This window comes from Streptomyces sp. NPDC006476 (genome assembly GCF_040612015.1).
Lineage (GTDB): Bacteria > Actinomycetota > Actinomycetes > Streptomycetales > Streptomycetaceae > Streptomyces > Streptomyces griseorubiginosus_B.
The window spans coordinates 200722-216830 of the sequence record NZ_JBEXPK010000009.1 but is presented as its reverse complement, the minus strand read 5'-3'; the positions used below and the strand labels follow the sequence as shown (position 1 = coordinate 216830).

Annotated in this window: 12 protein-coding genes and 1 pseudogene; 9 read left to right on the top strand and 4 right to left on the bottom strand. The window is 71.5% G+C overall.

The window, feature by feature from the left end; genetic code table 11:
- Nucleotides 1-10: 10 nt before the first annotated feature.
- Nucleotides 11-1420 (bottom strand): DUF2252 domain-containing protein, encoded by a 1410-nt coding sequence (locus tag ABZZ74_RS13035; RefSeq protein WP_356764120.1) that lies wholly within the window; start codon nt 1418-1420, stop codon nt 11-13.
- 177 nt (nt 1421-1597) lie between these two features.
- Here ABZZ74_RS13035 and ABZZ74_RS13030 point away from each other — a divergent pair, with 177 nt between their 5' ends.
- The 6 genes from ABZZ74_RS13030 to ABZZ74_RS13005 all read left to right on the top strand — a co-directional run bounded on the left by ABZZ74_RS13030 (nt 1598) and on the right by ABZZ74_RS13005 (nt 7497).
- Nucleotides 1598-2263 carry an HdeD family acid-resistance protein gene (locus ABZZ74_RS13030; protein ID WP_356764118.1) on the top strand — a complete coding sequence of 222 codons (666 nt, stop codon included), beginning with the start codon at nt 1598-1600 and terminating at the stop codon, nt 2261-2263.
- Nucleotides 2264-2334: 71 nt separating this feature from the next.
- Nucleotides 2335-3687, top strand: coding sequence for a hypothetical protein (locus ABZZ74_RS13025; RefSeq protein WP_356764116.1), 1353 nt, complete (start codon nt 2335-2337; stop codon nt 3685-3687).
- Nucleotides 3688-3765: 78 nt separating this feature from the next.
- Nucleotides 3766-4236: a PLD nuclease N-terminal domain-containing protein gene (locus ABZZ74_RS13020; protein ID WP_356764114.1), complete on the top strand. Its 471-nt coding sequence runs from the start codon at nt 3766-3768 to the stop codon at nt 4234-4236.
- Between the two features lie 33 nt (nt 4237-4269).
- Nucleotides 4270-4719: a hypothetical protein gene (locus ABZZ74_RS13015; protein ID WP_356764112.1), complete on the top strand. Its 450-nt coding sequence runs from the start codon at nt 4270-4272 to the stop codon at nt 4717-4719.
- A 118-nt stretch (nt 4720-4837) separates the two neighbouring features.
- A complete protein-coding gene (locus ABZZ74_RS13010) occupies nt 4838-5947 on the top strand; it encodes a nitronate monooxygenase family protein (protein ID WP_133048440.1) in 1110 nt (369 codons plus the stop codon).
- Nucleotides 5944-7497, top strand: a complete 1554-nt coding sequence (locus tag ABZZ74_RS13005) for an acyl-CoA synthetase (RefSeq protein ID WP_356764109.1) — start codon at nt 5944-5946, stop codon at nt 7495-7497. The genes ABZZ74_RS13010 and ABZZ74_RS13005 overlap by 4 nt, the downstream gene beginning before the upstream one ends.
- A gap of 7 nt (nt 7498-7504) precedes the next feature.
- Here ABZZ74_RS13005 and ABZZ74_RS13000 read toward each other — a convergent pair.
- Nucleotides 7505-9911, bottom strand: a pseudogene (locus tag ABZZ74_RS13000) (penicillin acylase family protein).
- Nucleotides 9912-10006: 95 nt separating this feature from the next.
- Here ABZZ74_RS13000 and ABZZ74_RS12995 point away from each other — a divergent pair.
- On the top strand, nt 10007-11503 hold the full coding sequence (locus ABZZ74_RS12995) for an acyl-CoA synthetase (protein WP_356764107.1): 1497 nt from the start codon (nt 10007-10009) through the stop codon (nt 11501-11503).
- A 133-nt stretch (nt 11504-11636) separates the two neighbouring features.
- Nucleotides 11637-13139, top strand: coding sequence for a metallophosphoesterase family protein (locus tag ABZZ74_RS12990; RefSeq protein ID WP_356764105.1), 1503 nt, complete (start codon nt 11637-11639; stop codon nt 13137-13139).
- Between the two features lie 141 nt (nt 13140-13280).
- On the opposite strand, the gene paaK is transcribed toward ABZZ74_RS12990, so the two are convergent.
- Nucleotides 13281-14576, bottom strand: a complete 1296-nt coding sequence (paaK, locus tag ABZZ74_RS12985; RefSeq protein WP_356764103.1) for a phenylacetate--CoA ligase PaaK — start codon at nt 14574-14576, stop codon at nt 13281-13283.
- Nucleotides 14577-14737: 161 nt separating this feature from the next.
- Here paaK and ABZZ74_RS12980 point away from each other — a divergent pair, with 161 nt between their 5' ends.
- Nucleotides 14738-15628: an alpha/beta hydrolase gene (locus ABZZ74_RS12980; protein WP_356764101.1), complete on the top strand. Its 891-nt coding sequence runs from the start codon at nt 14738-14740 to the stop codon at nt 15626-15628.
- Here ABZZ74_RS12980 and ABZZ74_RS12975 read toward each other — a convergent pair.
- The gene (locus tag ABZZ74_RS12975; protein ID WP_356764099.1) at nt 15622-16029 is read right to left on the bottom strand and encodes an excalibur calcium-binding domain-containing protein; all 408 of its coding nucleotides are present in this window, start codon (nt 16027-16029) and stop codon (nt 15622-15624) included. The genes ABZZ74_RS12980 and ABZZ74_RS12975 overlap by 7 nt on opposite strands.
- Nucleotides 16030-16109: the final 80 nt, after the last annotated feature.

Sequence of the window (16109 nt, the reverse complement as noted above, 5' to 3'; positions counted from 1 at the left end):
GGCTTCGGTGTCAGAGTGCCTCGGCGGTGACCCTGCCGGAGTCCACGGCGACCCGGAGCGCCGCGTAGTCCCGCTCGTTCTGGTCGGCGTAGGCCTGGGCGAATCCCACGAGCGCGCGGTCGAAGCCGTCGCCGGAGCCCAGGTAGGCGCCGATCGCGATGGGATCGCCGGAGCGGGCGTGGGCCCGGGCCAGCGAGGCCCCGCACACCTGAGCGAACAGGTTCAGCATGTCCGGCTCCATGGTCTCGGGCCGGGCGATGCCCTTCCAGTCCCGCAGCTGTCGTACGTAGAAGTCCCGCTCCTGGCCGTCGAGGCCGACGACGTGGGTGTAGCCGAGGAAGATGTCGCTGGTCGTCTGGATGAGCCGCTGCCCGGTCACCACCCGGCGGCCCTGGTTGTCGAACCCCTCGCCGCCCGCGTGGGCCGCGAGGACCGACTCCTGCGCCTCCTTGGCCTGCAGCAGCAGGGGATCGTCGTCGTCGCGGCCGAGCAGCAGCAGGATCCAGCAGCGGGTGCCGACACTCCCGACGCCCACCACCTTGCGGGCCAGGTCGACCAGCCGGTAGTGGCGCAGAAGGTGCCGTCGCTCCGAGGACAGCGTGGGCGCGTAGTCCTCCACCAGGGTGTGCAGCTCCTTCTCACGCCCTTCCTCGCCCGGCTCCGTCTGCAGGTCTGCGAACGGGGTGATCAGCGGCGGGTCCGGGGCGATGCGCCGGCCCTCGGGGGTGTCATGCGTGAGCTTGGCGAAGGCCTGCATATGGGTGCGGGTGCGAGCCTGCTCCGCCGCGCGCGCGGTACGGCGGCGCTCCTTCTTGTCCATCGAGGAGGCCATCAGTCCGCGAAGCTTGTCCACGTCGTCCAGGGCGTACCAGATGTCGAGGGTGCGCATGCCGGCGAACTCCCGCATCCGCTCCCGGTAGGCGCGCACGCAGACCCGGACGGCACGGTCCTGCTCCGCGGTCGGGAATCCGTTGGCGCGGGCCGCGATCACGAAGCTGGCCGCGAGGCGCTTGACGTCCCACTCGAACGGGCCGGGATACGTCTCGTCGAAGTCGTTGATGTCGAACACCAGGTGCCGTTCCGGAGAGGCCAGCATCCGGAAGTTCAGCAGATGGGCGTCCCCGCACAGCTGCACGCGCAGACCGCTGTGGGGCAGTGCGCCCAGGTCGGTCGCCATGATGGCGGCGGCGCCGCGGTAGAAGCGGAACGGTGATTCGAGCATCCGGCTGTAGCGGATCGGCACCAACTCGGGCACCCGCGTGGCGGACTGACGCTCTATCACGGCGATCGGGTCCGGCCGCTCCGGCCCGGGGTCGAACCGGCCGTGGCTCGAACGCGGGAGACGGCCGCGCTCGCTCTTGCCGTAGGAGACCCTGTCCGGCACCGACAGGGTGGACGTGAACGGGCTGTGTGCGGACATGGTGACACCTCCGGAACGGTTCTCATCCCACCTCACCTCCGCACCCGCGCACGGGGATCACCCGCGAGGGGTGACCCGGCGACCGGTGGCGGGCGGGACGCTGGCCGGGTGGGAGTCCCGCGCGCACGGCCCCGCCGGCGGTCCGTCGCGGCCCACCCGATCACGCGAGGAGGCGCCATGACCGTGTCGCGTGACCCGGCACCCCGTACCGCACGGGAGTATCCGCCCGGCGACCCGGCGCGGCCCGCGCCGCCCGGCGACCCGGCGGACGTCCTCGCGGGTCTCGGCGGATCGTGGACCTGGATCCTCGCCTCGGCGATCGCCACTGTGATCCCCGGCGTCATCGTCCTGGTCTGGCCGGACGAGACACTGCATGTCCTCGCGGTGCTGATCGGGCTGTACCTGCTGGTGGGCGGGGTGTTCCGGTTCGTCACGGCCTTCTCCCGCCGCGAGCACGGCGACCGCCTGCCCGCCCTGCTGGTGGCAGTGCTGTTCGTGCTGGCGGGTGTGCTGTGTCTGCGCCACCCGCTGCAGACCGTCGCCACGCTGTCCCTGATCGTCGGGGCGGTCTGGCTGGTCGGCGGCATCCTGACGGTGTACACCGCGCTGGCCGCCCGGGACCTCCCGCATCGCGGCTTCGTCCTGGGCGCCGCGGCGCTCGCCTGCGTCGCCGGAATCCTGGTGCTGGCCACGCCCACCGACTCGGCCCGCGCCCTGACCCGGCTGCTCGGAGTGTGGCTGGTCCTGCTCGGCGTGGCCGAACTCGCCCTCGCCCTGGCCTGGCGAAGCGCCCTGCACAGGGCCCTGACGGCGAACCGGGGCGGGCCCGCCGCACCTGACTGACAACAAGCGGGGGCTTGCGGGCCGGCCTCTTCGTCCCGGGAGCCCCCGCTGCATACGACAGGGGGGGACCCATGGGTACCGACAAGGTCTCCGCACCACAAGCCGACAGCGGCACCGCGCAAGCCGCTCACGTCCTGTCCGCCGACGAGCACGCCGAGTTCCAGCGGCTGCGCCGAGCGGCCACCGTCCGCCACCGGCATCTCCGCCACGCCGTGGCCACGGTCCTGCTGGTGCTGACCATGCTGCTCACACCGTTGGCCCTGGTGGCGGCCTGGGTCCACGACGAGGTCGCCGACACCACCCGCTACGTCCGGACGGTGGCGCCCCTCGCCTCCGACCCGGCCGTGCAGGACGTCCTCATCGACCGGCTGACCCGTCGTGTCGTGTCCAACCTCGACGTCGAAGCACTCACGGCCTCGCTCACCACCGCTCTGCGGAAGTCGGGAGCCCCACCCCGTGTCGTCGAGGGCTCCACGGCGCTGGCCGGCCCGCTGCGCTCCGCGGTCACGGGCGTCGTCCACCGCAACGTGAGCCGCGTGATCACCAGTGACGCCTTCCGGCAGGCCTGGGAGGGCTCGAACCGCCGTGCCCACGCCGCCGTGGTGCGCATGCTGACCGGCGACAGGAGCGGTGCGCTGCGTGCCGAGGGCGACACCGTCCAGCTCGACCTGGGCCCGGTCGTCGACCAGGTACGGCAGCGGCTCGTCGACGCCGGTTTCGAGAAGGCCGCCGCCATCCCGGACAGCGACCGGACGATCACTCTGTTCCGCACCGAGCAGCTCGGCAGGGCCCAGGACGGCATGCGGCTGCTGGACGTCCTGGGCACCTGGCTGCCCGTACTGACCCTGGTCACGGCCGCCTGCGCCGTGTGGGCCGCTCCGGCGCACCGGCTGATGCTGCTGATCACGGCCTCGGGAATCGGCGTGATGACGGTGGTGCTGCTCGTCGCGCTGGCCGTCCTTCGACGCGTATACCTCGACGCGGTCCCCTCGGACACCCTGCCCACCGACGCCGCCGCGGCGATCTACGACACCTTCGTCCGCTTCCTGCGCGACAGCACCCGGACGCTTCTGGTCGTCGCCGTGATCACGGCGCTCGTCGCCTACCTGTACGGTCCTGGCCGTGTCGCCCGCCGGCTGCGGGGGCTCGCCCGGCGCGGCACCAACGCCATCGGGCGGGCGCTGGGCCGGACCGGAGTGCGCACGGGCGGCACGGGACGGTGGCTGGACACCCACGGGAAGTGGATCACCGGCCTGGTGACCGGTGCCGGCGCCCTGGCCCTGGTGCTGTGGAACCACCCCACGGTCGGCGGGGTGATCCTCGTCCTCGGCCTCGTGCTGGCCGTCCTTTTCGCCGTGCAGGTCGCCGCCTCCGCAGGGGCTCCGGCGGCTGATGCGCCCTCCGGACTCACCCGCCCGGGGTGATGCCCCACCGGCTTGCCGTGCCCACGCTGAAAGCAGACGGACGGGCTGCCGTGCCCGTGCCCGGGACGGAGGAGAGACATGAACGCGCCGACGTACCTCGCGTACGACTATCCGCTGCTGAGCGTCTTCTGGTCCATGCTGTGGTTCTTCCTGTGGATCATGTGGTTCGTCCTGCTCTTCCGGGTCGTCGTCGACATCTTCCGCGACCACGAGATGAGCGGCTGGGGCAAGGCGGGCTGGCTGGTGTTCGTCATCGTCCTGCCCTTCCTGGGTGTCTTCGTCTACGTGATCGCCCGCGGCAAGAACATGGGGCACCGGGAGATCGCTCAGGCACGCGCACAGCAGGAGGCCTTCGACAGCTACGTACGGGAGACGGCGAGGAGCGGCGGCGGGTCCAGCCGTGTCGACGATCTCGCCAAGCTCTCCGAGATGCGCTCCCGCGGCGACATCACGGACGACGACTACCGCCGGGCCAAGGAACTGGTCCTCAGCGGTTCAGGCGCCTCCGACCGCACGGGTGGCGTCGGCTCCTCCGCGAGCCACCTCTGAGGCGCACCGGACGACAGGAATCGAGGCAGCACCATGACCGCCACACACCCCGCACACGCGCACGCCACCCGGCAGGCCTGGGCCGGCGGGCTGATGACCTTCGGGGCCGTGATGCTCATGATCGCCGGACTGCTGGCCGTCTTCCGGGGGATCATGGCGATCGCCTCGGACGACATCTTCGTCAACACCCGCAACTACGTCTTCCAGTTCGACCTCACCGGCTGGGGCTGGGTCCATCTGATCCTGGGCGCGGTCGGCGTGCTCGTCAGCTTCGGGCTGTTCCAGGCCATGACGTGGGCGCGGGTCGCCGGGGTGGGGATCGCCGCGCTCATCATCATCGCCAACTTCCTCTCGCTGCCGTACTACCCGGTGTGGTCGGTCGTGATGATCGCGATGTCGGGGTTCATCATCTGGGCCCTGTGCGTGGTCCGGCAGGACGACGAGTCCTTCGACCCGTTCGAGCGCCCGGGGCACGACATCTAGCGACCCGTCGGCAGCAGGACCGGCGCCGGCGCCTCCCAAGGGGCCCGGCGCCGGAGAAATCTGATGGAGCGTCAGAAAAAGTCTTCCGTCGGGCGGAGGACTGCGGCATCCTGCGCCCATGCAGACGGAGCTGAGCAACACACTGGGAGTCGAGCACGCCATTTTCGGCTTCACGCCGTTCCCCGCCGTCGCCGCGGCCATCAGCCGGGCCGGCGGTTTCGGTGTGCTCGGCGCGGTCCGCTACACCGCCCCCGACGACCTCAAACGCGACCTCGACTGGATCGAGGCCCACGTCGACGGCAAGCCCTACGGCCTCGACGTCGTCATGCCCGCCAAGAAGGTGGAGGGCGTCACCGAGGCCGACGTGGAGGCGATGATCCCCGAGGGGCACCGGCAGTTCGTCAAGGACACCCTCGCCAAGTACGGCGTGCCCGAGCTTGCCGAGGGGGAGGCGTCCGGGTGGCGCATCACCGGGTGGATGGAGCAGGTCGCCCGCACCCAGCTCGACGTCGCCTTCGACTATCCGATACGGCTGCTCGCCAACGCCCTCGGCTCCCCGCCCGCCGACGTCGTCGCCCGCGCCCACGAGCACGACGTCCTCGTCGCCGCCCTCGCGGGCAGCGCCCGGCACGCGGTCAAGCACAAGGAGGGCGGCATCGACATCGTCGTCGCCCAGGGCTACGAGGCCGGCGGCCATACGGGCGAGATCGCCTCCATGGTGCTCACCCCCGAGGTCGTCGAGGCCGTCGACCCGCTCCCCGTGCTGGCCGCCGGCGGCATCGGCAGCGGGCAGCAGGTCGCCGCCGCGCTCGCCCTCGGCGCCCAGGGCGTATGGCTCGGTTCCCTCTGGCTGACCTGCACGGAGGCCGACATGTCCTCGCCCGCGGTGACCAGGAAACTGCTCGCCGCCGGCTCCGGCGACACCGTCCGCTCCCGCGCCCTGACTGGCAAACCGGCCCGGCAGCTGCGCACCGAGTGGACCGACGCCTGGGACGACCCGAACGGCCCCGGCACCCTCCCCATGCCCCTGCAGGGCCTGCTCGTCGCCGAGGCCCTCACCCGCATCCAGAAGTACGAGGTCGCGCCCCTGCTCGGCACGCCCGTGGGGCAGATCGTCGGCCGGATGACCAGCGAACGCAGTGTCCAGGCCGTCTTCGACGACCTCACCCGCGGATTCGAGAAAGCCGTCGACCGCGTCAACCGCATCGCCGGAAGGAGCGGCAAGTGACCAGCACGCCCCCCGCCGGATTCTGGGCCCAGGCCACCTACGACCCCGACCGCACGGTGCTGATCGCACCCGACGGCGAGGAGTGGACCGCCGGACGCCTGCACGCCGCCACCAACCAGCTCGTCCACGGCCTGCGCGCCGCCGGTCTCGAACGCGGGGACGCCTTCGCGGTCGTCCTCCCGAACGGCCCCGAGTTCTTCACCGCGTACCTGGCCGCCAGCCAGGCGGGCCTCTACCTGGTCCCGATCAACCACCACTTCGTCGGTCCGGAGATCGGCTGGATCGTCGCCGACTCGGGCGCCAAGGTGCTCATCTCCCACGAGCGCTTCGCCGCCCCCGCCCGCCACGCGGCCGACGAGGCCGGCCTACCGGCGACCCACCGCTACGCCGTCGGCACGGTCGAGGGCTTCCGGGCCTACGCCGAACTCCTCGACGGACAGCCGGAGTCGGCGCCCTCCGACCGCGAGCTCGGCTGGGTCATGAACTACACGTCGGGCACCACCGGTCGTCCGCGCGGCATCCGCCGCCCGCTGCCCGGCAAGCGTCCCGAGGAGGCGTATCTCGGCGGTTTCCTCGGCATCTTCGGCATCAAACCGTTCGACGACAACGTCCACCTGGTCTGCTCGCCGCTCTATCACACGGCGGTACTGCAGTTCGCGGGCGCGTCGCTGCACATCGGGCACCGCCTCGTCCTGATGGACAAGTGGACGCCCGAGGAGATGCTCCGCCTGATCGACACCCACAAGTGCACGCACACGCACATGGTCCCCACCCAGTTCCACCGCCTGCTCGCCCTTCCGGAGCCGGTCAGGCGGTCCTACGACGTCTCGTCCATGCGGCACGCCATCCACGGCGCGGCCCCCTGTCCGGACCACGTCAAGCGGGCCATGATCGACTGGTGGGGCGACTCGGTCGAGGAGTACTACGCGGCCAGCGAGGGCGGCGGTGCCTTCGCCACCGCCGAGGACTGGCTGAAGAAGCCCGGCACGGTCGGCAAGGCCTGGCCGATCAGCGAACTCGCCGTCTTCGACGACGACGGCAACCGGCTGCCGCCGGGTGAACTCGGCACCGTCTACATGAAGATGAACACCGGCGGCTTCGCCTACCACAAGGACGAGGCCAAGACGAAGAAGAACCGCATCGGCGACTTCTTCACCGTCGGCGACCTCGGCTACCTCGACGAGGACGGCTACCTCTTCCTCCGCGACCGCAAGATCGACATGATCATCTCCGGTGGCGTCAACATCTACCCCGCGGAGATCGAGTCCGCCCTGCTCGCCCACCCGGCCGTCGCCGACGCCGCCGTCTTCGGCATCCCGCACGACGACTGGGGCGAGGAGGTCAAGGCGGTCGTGGAACCGGCCCCGGGCCATGAACCCGGACCGGACCTCGCCGCCGACCTCCTCGCCCACTGCGCCGGACAACTCGCCGGCTACAAACGGCCCAGGAGCGTCGACTTCATCTCCGAGATGCCCCGCGACCCCAACGGCAAGCTGTACAAGCGACGGCTGCGGGACCCCTACTGGGAGGGCCGCACCCGTCCGGTGTGAGCGGCTGTCACGACCGGACCCGGATCACCCTGAGGACCGGCGAGGACCGGATGTCCTTCTCGCAGAAGCGGGCGGTCACCCACTTCTCGCCCGAGAACAGCCGGGTCTGGTCGCTGTGGTGCGGCGAGTCGGGATTCTCGGACTGGGCGTACGTCAGCAGGGTGCGGGCCACCGGGCAGCCGCTGCCGTCCCAGCCGACGGCCTGGATGTGGCTGGAGCCGGTCGTCACCTCCGTGTAGCCGCCCCGCGCCGCGTTCCACGCCGGCTCGATCTTGTTCCACACACCCAGCCGCTCCGTACCGCCGGGGACGGGGATGCGCTTGCTGTTGCGCACCACGAACTGGTGGTCCCCGAGCGGGGAGTCGAGCGGGATGCCCGCCGTCCGGAGCTCGCCGACCGTGTCGGCGAGGGCCGTGGTGAAGCCGGGCGCGGCGGTGTTGAGCGTGTTCGGTGTGTGGACCGGGTCCATCGCCGAGAACGGCACCTTCCAGAACTGGGCCGCCGGCACCGTGGCCGTCAGCCTGCGCCAGAAGCGGTCGAAGAGCAGGGCGCCCCGGCTGTCGGTGTTCATGGTCCGGTCCCAGGCCGCGAGCGCCCCGCATGCCTCGGTGACGTCAACCGCCTTGCCGTCAATGGCCGTTGCCGGTGCCGCCGGGCAGCGCGGCACACGCCTTCGCCGTGTCGGCCGCCGCCAGCTCGCCCGCGGGCGCCCGGTTGGTGAACTCCTGCCGCTGCAGGTCCCGGACCGTGAGCCCGCCCCGCTTCGCCAGCGCCGCCACGTCCTCGATCGCACCCCGTGTCCGCAGCTGGCGCTGAGTGCCGATGTCCCCGAAGACGCGCTCGTATCCCGTGAGGGGGTGGTCGGCGTTCGTCAGCCAGGGGCTGCCGTTGGAGTTCTCCGCGTAGGGGGCGTCCAGAAGCGTCGGCATCCGGGAAGGCCCGAAGGTGCCGGGCTGTACGGCGTCCTTGTCACTGCCGGGCCCGCAGTCGCTCCGCGAGCCGTCGAGGACCGCCAGGCCCGCCTGCGCGTAGGTGACCTTGCCGAGGTCCGTGGAGCAGCGCGCCGCGAGGTCGTCGGTGATGCGGGGCAGGATCTGCGACTGGGTGTAGAGGGAGTGCCCCGAGGAGTCCGCGGCAATGGTGTTCACCCACGGCAGCCCCTGGTGCCGGTCGAGGGACGTGAGGATGTCCGCCGTGCCGCGTGCCTTGCTGAAGCCCAGCGAGGTGTCGGCGAACCGCAGGTTGGCGGCGTTGGGATCGTTGAGCGCGTAGGCCGTCGTGGCCGTCCAGGGCAGCGGCGGATCGCCCTGCGGGTCGGCGACGACGGGGCCGTAGCGGGTCCACCACTGGGTGCGGGTCACGGGGGCGCCGTCCTTGACCGCCACCGTGACGGTCCGCCTGGTCATCCGCTCGGGCTTGCCGTCGACGAGATAGACGGTGGGGTCGGCCGGGTCGAGCGTCAGCCGGGTGAGGTTGAACGGAACCCCGGTCGCGACGGTGTGGCTCCATGCCACCCGGGAGTTGTAGCCGATGGAGACGGTCGGCGAGCCGAGCAGCGAGGCCCCGGCGACGTTCAGCTCGCCCGGGATGGTCTGCTGCACCTGCCAGAAGCGGCGCCCGCCGTGCCACGGGTAGTGCGGATTGCCCAGCAGCAGACCCCGTCCGTTGGCCGTGGTGGCACCGCTGAAGGCGACGGCGTTCGACCCCATGTCCGAGTCGGCGGTCCGGGCGCGCACGGCCCTGATCAGAGCCTCGGCGTCGAGGGTGGCTTTGGTGCCGGTGCCGGTGCCGGTGCCGGTGGGCGGCTGCGCGTCGGTGATCTCGTCCACGGCGCTACCCTGGCCGCCGAGCACCGAGATGGCGTAGAAGCGGGCGGCCACGTCCGTGGTCGTGACCGGCCTCACCCAGGCGGCACCGCGGCACGCCGGGTCATTGATCCGGTTCTGCGCCAGCCAGGCGTTGTACCCGGCGGCGAAGCCCCGCATCAGGTCCTTGGCGTCCTTGCTCGGGCCCAGGGGTGCCGGTTCGGCGAGCAGCTTCTCCACCGTGCGGGTCTCCCGCACGCCACGGAAGTACAGGTCGCTGGAGAGGTTGTCGGCGGCCGACGAGAGCGAGAAGTCGGTCGCCGCGTCGGCTCCGAAGTAGCGCGAGCGCTCGCCGCGCACGGTCACGAAGCCGTCGGCGAGCGTGCACACCTGGTCGGCGGCCTGCGCCCAGCCGGTGCCGAAGCCGAGGTCCGGGTAGTCCTCGGCGACGATGTGCGGAATGCCGTACTCGGTGTAGCGGATCACGGCGGACAGTCCGCCGTGTGCCGGATTCTCCTGACGGGCCTGTCGGTCGGCCGCGGCGGCCGGCACCGCGGTGGATGCGGTGAGCAGGGCTAACGCCGCGATGAGCAGTCGTCTCGGGCGGATGCGCGAGGGTGTCTCCCAACGTCATCGGGGGAAGGAGCGATTGGCCGTACGAACGTGCTTGACCTGCCCCGGCCACGGACCGAGGATCATGAGTCATGACGCAGGGACAGGGCAGCACGGTTGACGGGGTGCTGCGGCGCAGCGCCCGGCGCACCCCCGCGCGGGTCGCGGTGGAGTACGGCGAGCGGTCATGGACGTACGGCGAACTCGACGAGGCCGTCTCCCGCGCGGCGAGCGTCCTGCTCGGCCAGGGGCTGGAGCGGGGCGACCGGGTCGGCGCCTACGGCCACAACTCCGACGCCTACCTGATCGCCTTCCTCGCCTGCGCCCGCGCCGGCCTCGTCCACGTCCCGGTCAACCAGAACCTGACCGGCGACGATCTCGCCTACATCGTCGGCCAGTCGGGCAGCTCGCTCGTCCTCACCGACCCCGACCTCGCGGACCGACTCGCCGACGACGTCCGGACCCTGCCGCTGCGCGACACCGACGACTCCCTGCTCGCCCGGCTCGCGACCGCGCCCGCGTACGACGGCCCCGAACCGCGCACCGAGGACCTGGTGCAGCTGCTGTACACCTCCGGTACGACCGCCCTGCCCAAGGGCGCGATGATGACGCACCGCGCGCTGGTCCACGAGTACCTCAGTGCCATCACCGCCCTGGACCTGTCCGCCGGTGACCGGCCCGTGCACTCCCTGCCGCTCTACCACTCGGCGCAAATGCATGTGTTCCTGCTGCCGTACATCGCCGTCGGCGCCACCAACATCATCCTCGACGCACCCGACGGCGACCGCCTCTTCGACCTGATCGAAGCGGGCCGCGTGGACAGCCTGTTCGCCCCGCCGACGGTCTGGATCGGTCTGTCCAACCGCCCCGACTTCGCCACCCGGGACCTGAGCGGCCTCCGCAAGGCCTACTACGGCGCCTCGATCATGCCGGTGCCCGTCCTGGAGCGGCTGCGCGAACGGCTGCCGAAGCTCGGCTTCTTCAACTGCTTCGGCCAGAGCGAGATCGGCCCCCTGGCCACCGTCCTCTCCCCCGACGAGCACAAGGGCCGCATGGACTCCTGCGGCCGGCCCGTGCTCTTCGTCGACGCCCGCGTGGTCGACGAGGACGGCAAGGACGTCCCCGACGGCACGCCCGGTGAAATCGTCTACCGCTCGCCGCAGTTGTGCGAGGGCTACTGGGACAAGCCGGAAGAGACCGCGGAGGCCTTCCGGGACGGCTGGTTCCACTCCGGCGACCTCGCGGTGCGCGATGCGCACGGCTACTACACGATCGTCGACCGGGTGAAGGACGTCATCAACTCCGGTGGCGTCCTGGTCGCTTCACGCCAGGTCGAGGACGCCCTCTACACCCATGAGGCGGTCGCCGAGGTCGCCGTGATCGGCCTGCCCGACGAGCGGTGGGTCGAGGCCGTCACGGCGGTTGTCGTACCGCGCGGCGAGGTCACCGAGGAAGAGCTCATCGCCCACACCCGCGAGCAGTTGTCGCACTTCAAGGCCCCCAAGCGCGTGGTGTTCGTCGACGAACTCCCGCGCAACGCCAGCGGGAAGATCCTGAAACGAGAGCTGCGCGACAGCCTCGGCGCATGATGCGGCGCAGCCCGGGTACCCGACGTGCCCCTGCCCGGGCACGTGATGCGATGCACAGGAAAGACCCGTTTCGTACCCGGCACGGCCGCCAGTAGCATGGCTCCTGTTTACGGCAGGAGGACACAAACCAGGCATGCGTTGCTGCTTCCCCGCTCCTCTCGCCGCCCTCGCCGGAGTCCCCGGCCCCTGTGAGGTGCTGCGTTCCGGAGCACTACTCGCCCCGGCGCTGCTGCGTGCCGTCTCCGCCGCCCGCACCCGACTGCCGCACCACCACCCGATCGCCGCCGTCCATCTGGAACTGGTCACCCTGATCGAGGACCGCGCGATCATCACCTGGTACACCGGCCTGCCGGGCACCGACGACGGCTTCGGGCACATGCTGCCCGCCCTCACCGAGGGCGAGGTCGTCTACGGCACCCATCCCGGCCGGCTCAACCGGGTCGCCGGCGAGGACCTGCCCACGGCCCACCACCACGTGGAACTCACTGGCCTGGAGCCCGGGCAGACGTACTACTACCAGGCCCGCTCCCGGGGCGTGGCCGCCCGGCCCACCGCGCTGCACCTGATCCGCGGCAACGCCGCCGGCACCTCCCTGCACGGCCTGGGCTCGCACGGCGGCCCGTACTCCTTCACCACGCCCCTGCCCCCGCCCGGCCGGCATCTGATCTCCCTCGCGCTCTGCAACGACCTGCACCTCGGCGAGACCACCGCCGGGCTCGTGGGCGGCATCCCCTTCATGCGCGGAATCTCCCAGCAGCCGGGGCTCGCGCCCTACCCGGAGCTCATGACCCGGGCCCTGGTGCAGGAGGCCCGCAGACGAGGGGCCGACGTGCTGCTGGCCGCGGGCGACATCTCGGCCGGCGGCTCGGTCGCCGATCTTGCGCGGGCCAGAGGCATCCTGGACGGCTTCGGGACGCACGGACGGGACTACTTCGTCGTCCGGGGCAATCACGACCGGCCCGGAGCGGTCGAGGAGTCCGACGGTGACACCTTCCGCAGCGGCTTCGGCCGGCCGGACGAGCCGGGGTACTTCGAGCGCGACCTGGGCGGGCTGCGCATCATCGGGCTCGACACCTACGAGAAGCGCGGCAACGGCGCCGACTCCGGTGGGCTCGGCGCCGAGCAACTTGCCTGGTTCCGCGGCCGGTTGCGCGAGCAGCGGGAGCAGCCCACCGTCGTCTTCGGCCACCATCCGCTGACCGTACGGGACTCGCTCTTCCCCGTCGGCGCGGGCCAGCGCCTGGGCCGCCGCCAGGCCAGGGCCATCCTGGAGGCCTATGCCGCCACCCCGGGCGTCTTCCTCCACCACGCCGGCCACACCCACCGCAACAAGCGCACCGTGCTGCCCCAGGCGCCGCACGTGGCACTGCAGGAGGTCGGCGCCGCCAAGGAGTACCCCGGCGGCTTCAGCCTGCTGCGCGTCCACACCGGCGGCTACGCCCTCAACTTCTTCAAGGCGCGCGGCGCCGAGGCCCTGGAGTGGGGCGAGCGCAGCCGGCGCATGGCCGGGGGCCTGTGGCCGCACCACGCGCTCGGCCGCTCCGTCACCGACCGCAACAGCGTGGTCTACCGCGACCTGTCCGGAATCACCCGGCCGCCCCTGGCACCTTTGGCTGCGACCGGCTCGGCGGGTTGACAGGAGTTCCCGTCAGCGCGGGGAGCGGGTCGCGGGGCCGGCAAGGGCCTCCGCCGTGCCTGATGAGTGGCGCTGGCTGAGAGGAGCCTGCGCCGTGCCTGGCGAGCGGGTCGCGTGCTGACAGGGACCCCCGTCCCACCGTCACGCGCGCCGCAGGTCCACGATCCGGCGGATCTTGCCCACCGACCGTTCCAGTGACTCCGGTTCGACGATCTCGACGGCCACCGAGACACCGATGCCGTCCTTGACGGCCGCCGCGATGGCCCGCGCGGCCGCGTCACGGACCTCCGGTGCGGCATCCGGGCGGGCCTCGGCCCGTACGGTGAGCGCGTCCAGACGTCCCTCACGGGTCAGCCGCAGCTGGAAGTGGGGCGCAACGCCCGGCGTGCGCAGCACGATCTCCTCGATCTGCGTCGGGAAGAGGTTCACCCCGCGCAGGATCACCATGTCGTCACTGCGGCCGGTGACCTTCTCCATGCGCCGGAACACCCGCGCCGTCCCCGGCAGCAGCCGGGTCAGATCGCGCGTGCGGTACCGCACGACGGGCATGGCCTCCTTGGTCAGCGAGGTGAAGACCAGCTCGCCCTCCGCACCGTCCGGCAGCACCTCACCGGTGATCGGGTCGACGACCTCCGGATAGAAGTGGTCTTCCCAGATGTGCAGCCCGTCCTTGGTCTCCACGCACTCCTGTGCGACACCCGGGCCGATCACCTCCGACAGCCCGTATATGTCCACGGCGTCGATCGCGAACCGCTCCTCGATCTCCCGCCGCATCTCCTCGGTCCACGGTTCGGCGCCGAACACGCCCACCCGCAGCGAGGTGGAGCGCGGATCGACGCCCTGTCGCTCGAACTCGTCGAGCAGCGTGAGCATGTACGACGGCGTCACCATGATGATCCGCGGTTCCAGGTCCTGGATCAGCTGCACCTGACGGACCGTCATACCGCCGGACGCGGGGACGACCGTACAGCCGAGCCGCTCGGCGCCGTAGTGCGCGCCCAGCCCGCCGGTGAACAGGCCGTATCCGTACGCCACATGGACCGTGTCGCCCGCTCGGCCGCCCGCGGCGCGGATCGAGCGGGCCACCATGTCGGCCCACAGGGAGAGGTCGTTGTCCGTGTAGCCGACGATGGTCGGGCGGCCGGTGGTGCCGCTGGAGGCGTGGATGCGGCGGACGCGGTCCCGGGGCACGGCGAACATGCCGTACGGGTAGTTCTCGCGCAGGTCGGCCTTCGTGGTGAACGGGAAGCGGGCCAGGTCGGCCAGGGACCGGCAGTCGTCCGGGTGGACGCCGGCCTTGTCGAAGGACTCCCGGTAGAAGGGCACGTGCTCGTAGGCGTGCCGCAGCGAGGCGCGCAGCCGCTCCAGCTGCAGCGTCCGCAATGCCCCGGCGTCCAGCCTTTCCCCCGCGTCCAGCAGCTCCGTCGCATCCGCCATGGGGACTTCTCCCTAACCAACCGCATCAATCCGGACGACCGATCATTCGGTCGAGCTGTTCGGGATCAGTAATTCAGGCCGTCCAGGCGCAGGCAAGAGGTCTGACTGCGTTTTCTGGAACTCCGTTGCGGCGCCGTTCCGCCGCCGGTGAAGATCGGCCCATGCCGACCTTCACCGCCGCCGACGGGACCGAGCTCGCCTACCACCTGCGAGGCGAGGGCGCCCCGCTCGTCGTCCTGCCCGGCGGCCCGATGCAGGCCTCCGCCTACCTCGGCGACCTGGGCGGTCTCTCCGCACGCCGCCGTCTGGTCCTGCTCGACCTGCGCGGCACGGGCGACTCCGCGACACCGGCCGATCTGGGCTCGTACCGCTGCGACCGGCTCGTGGCCGACGTGGAGGCCCTGCGCGTGCACCTGGGACTCGACCGGATGGACGTCCTCGCCCACTCGGCGGGCGGCAGCCTCGCGATGCTGTACGTGGCCCGGTACCCGGAGCGGGTGGCGAGGCTGGTGCTGGTGACCGCCACTCCGTGGGCGCTGGGCATGCCGGCGACCGCCGAGCAGCGGCTGGCGGCGGCACGGCTGAGGAGCGGCGAGCCGTGGTTCCCGGAGGCGTTCCCGGCCCTCGAGCGGTGGCTGGCGGGGCGATCCGACTACGACCCCGCGTGCGCGCCCTTCTTCTACGGCCGCTGGGACGATACGGCTCGACTGCACATGGCGCGCGGGGACGAACAGTTCAACGACGAGGCCTTCGAGGTGTACGGCTCCGAGGGCGCCTACGACCCACCCGCCACCAGCGCCGCACTCGCCCGCGTCACCGCTCCGGTCCTTGTCCTCGCCGGAGAACTCGACGGCGGCCCCTGCCCCGAACTGGCCCGCGCCGCCGCCGACGCGTTCCCGAATGCCGACTTCACCGTCCAGCCCGGCGCGGCGCACTACCCTTGGCTGGATGACCCCGACTGGTTCGCCTGCCGGGTCACGCGTTTCCTGGACGGGCGGGACGTCTCCGGGCCGCCGGCCGCCGAGCCGGAAGGAGACGTCGTGGCTCAGTGACGCCGCTGCGCCCACGCCGTTGCGCGGCGGCGCCGCAGCAGAAAATGACCGGCGGCGAGCCCCACCCCGAGCACGGTCAGCCCGACCCCACCCGCCACCTCGAAGCCGGCGGGCCCCTGGCTACCGCCGACACCGCCGTTGACGCCTCGCGTGGGCAGCAGGGTGGAGGGGACGGCGGTGGCACTTCGGTGCGGCAGGTCCTCGCAGGCGATGCCGTCGTTGTCCGCGTCCAGGCGGTTGGGGTCGCTGGGATCGCGGTTGAACTCCGCCTGGGCGTCCTCCTGAGTGGCGAAGTCACTGCAGTTCAGGTTGTTCTGCGCGTGGGCGGCCACGGCCGTCGGACCGGTGGTCACGAGGATCGTCAGCGCGGCGGTGGTGAGCGCGCGTATGCCTGTGTTCATGGGGGGTCCCTTCGGGCGCGGTGACCTCCGTCACCGTGATCCGACCCTAGGGACCCCGCCCCGCCCGGGCGCGTCCTGCT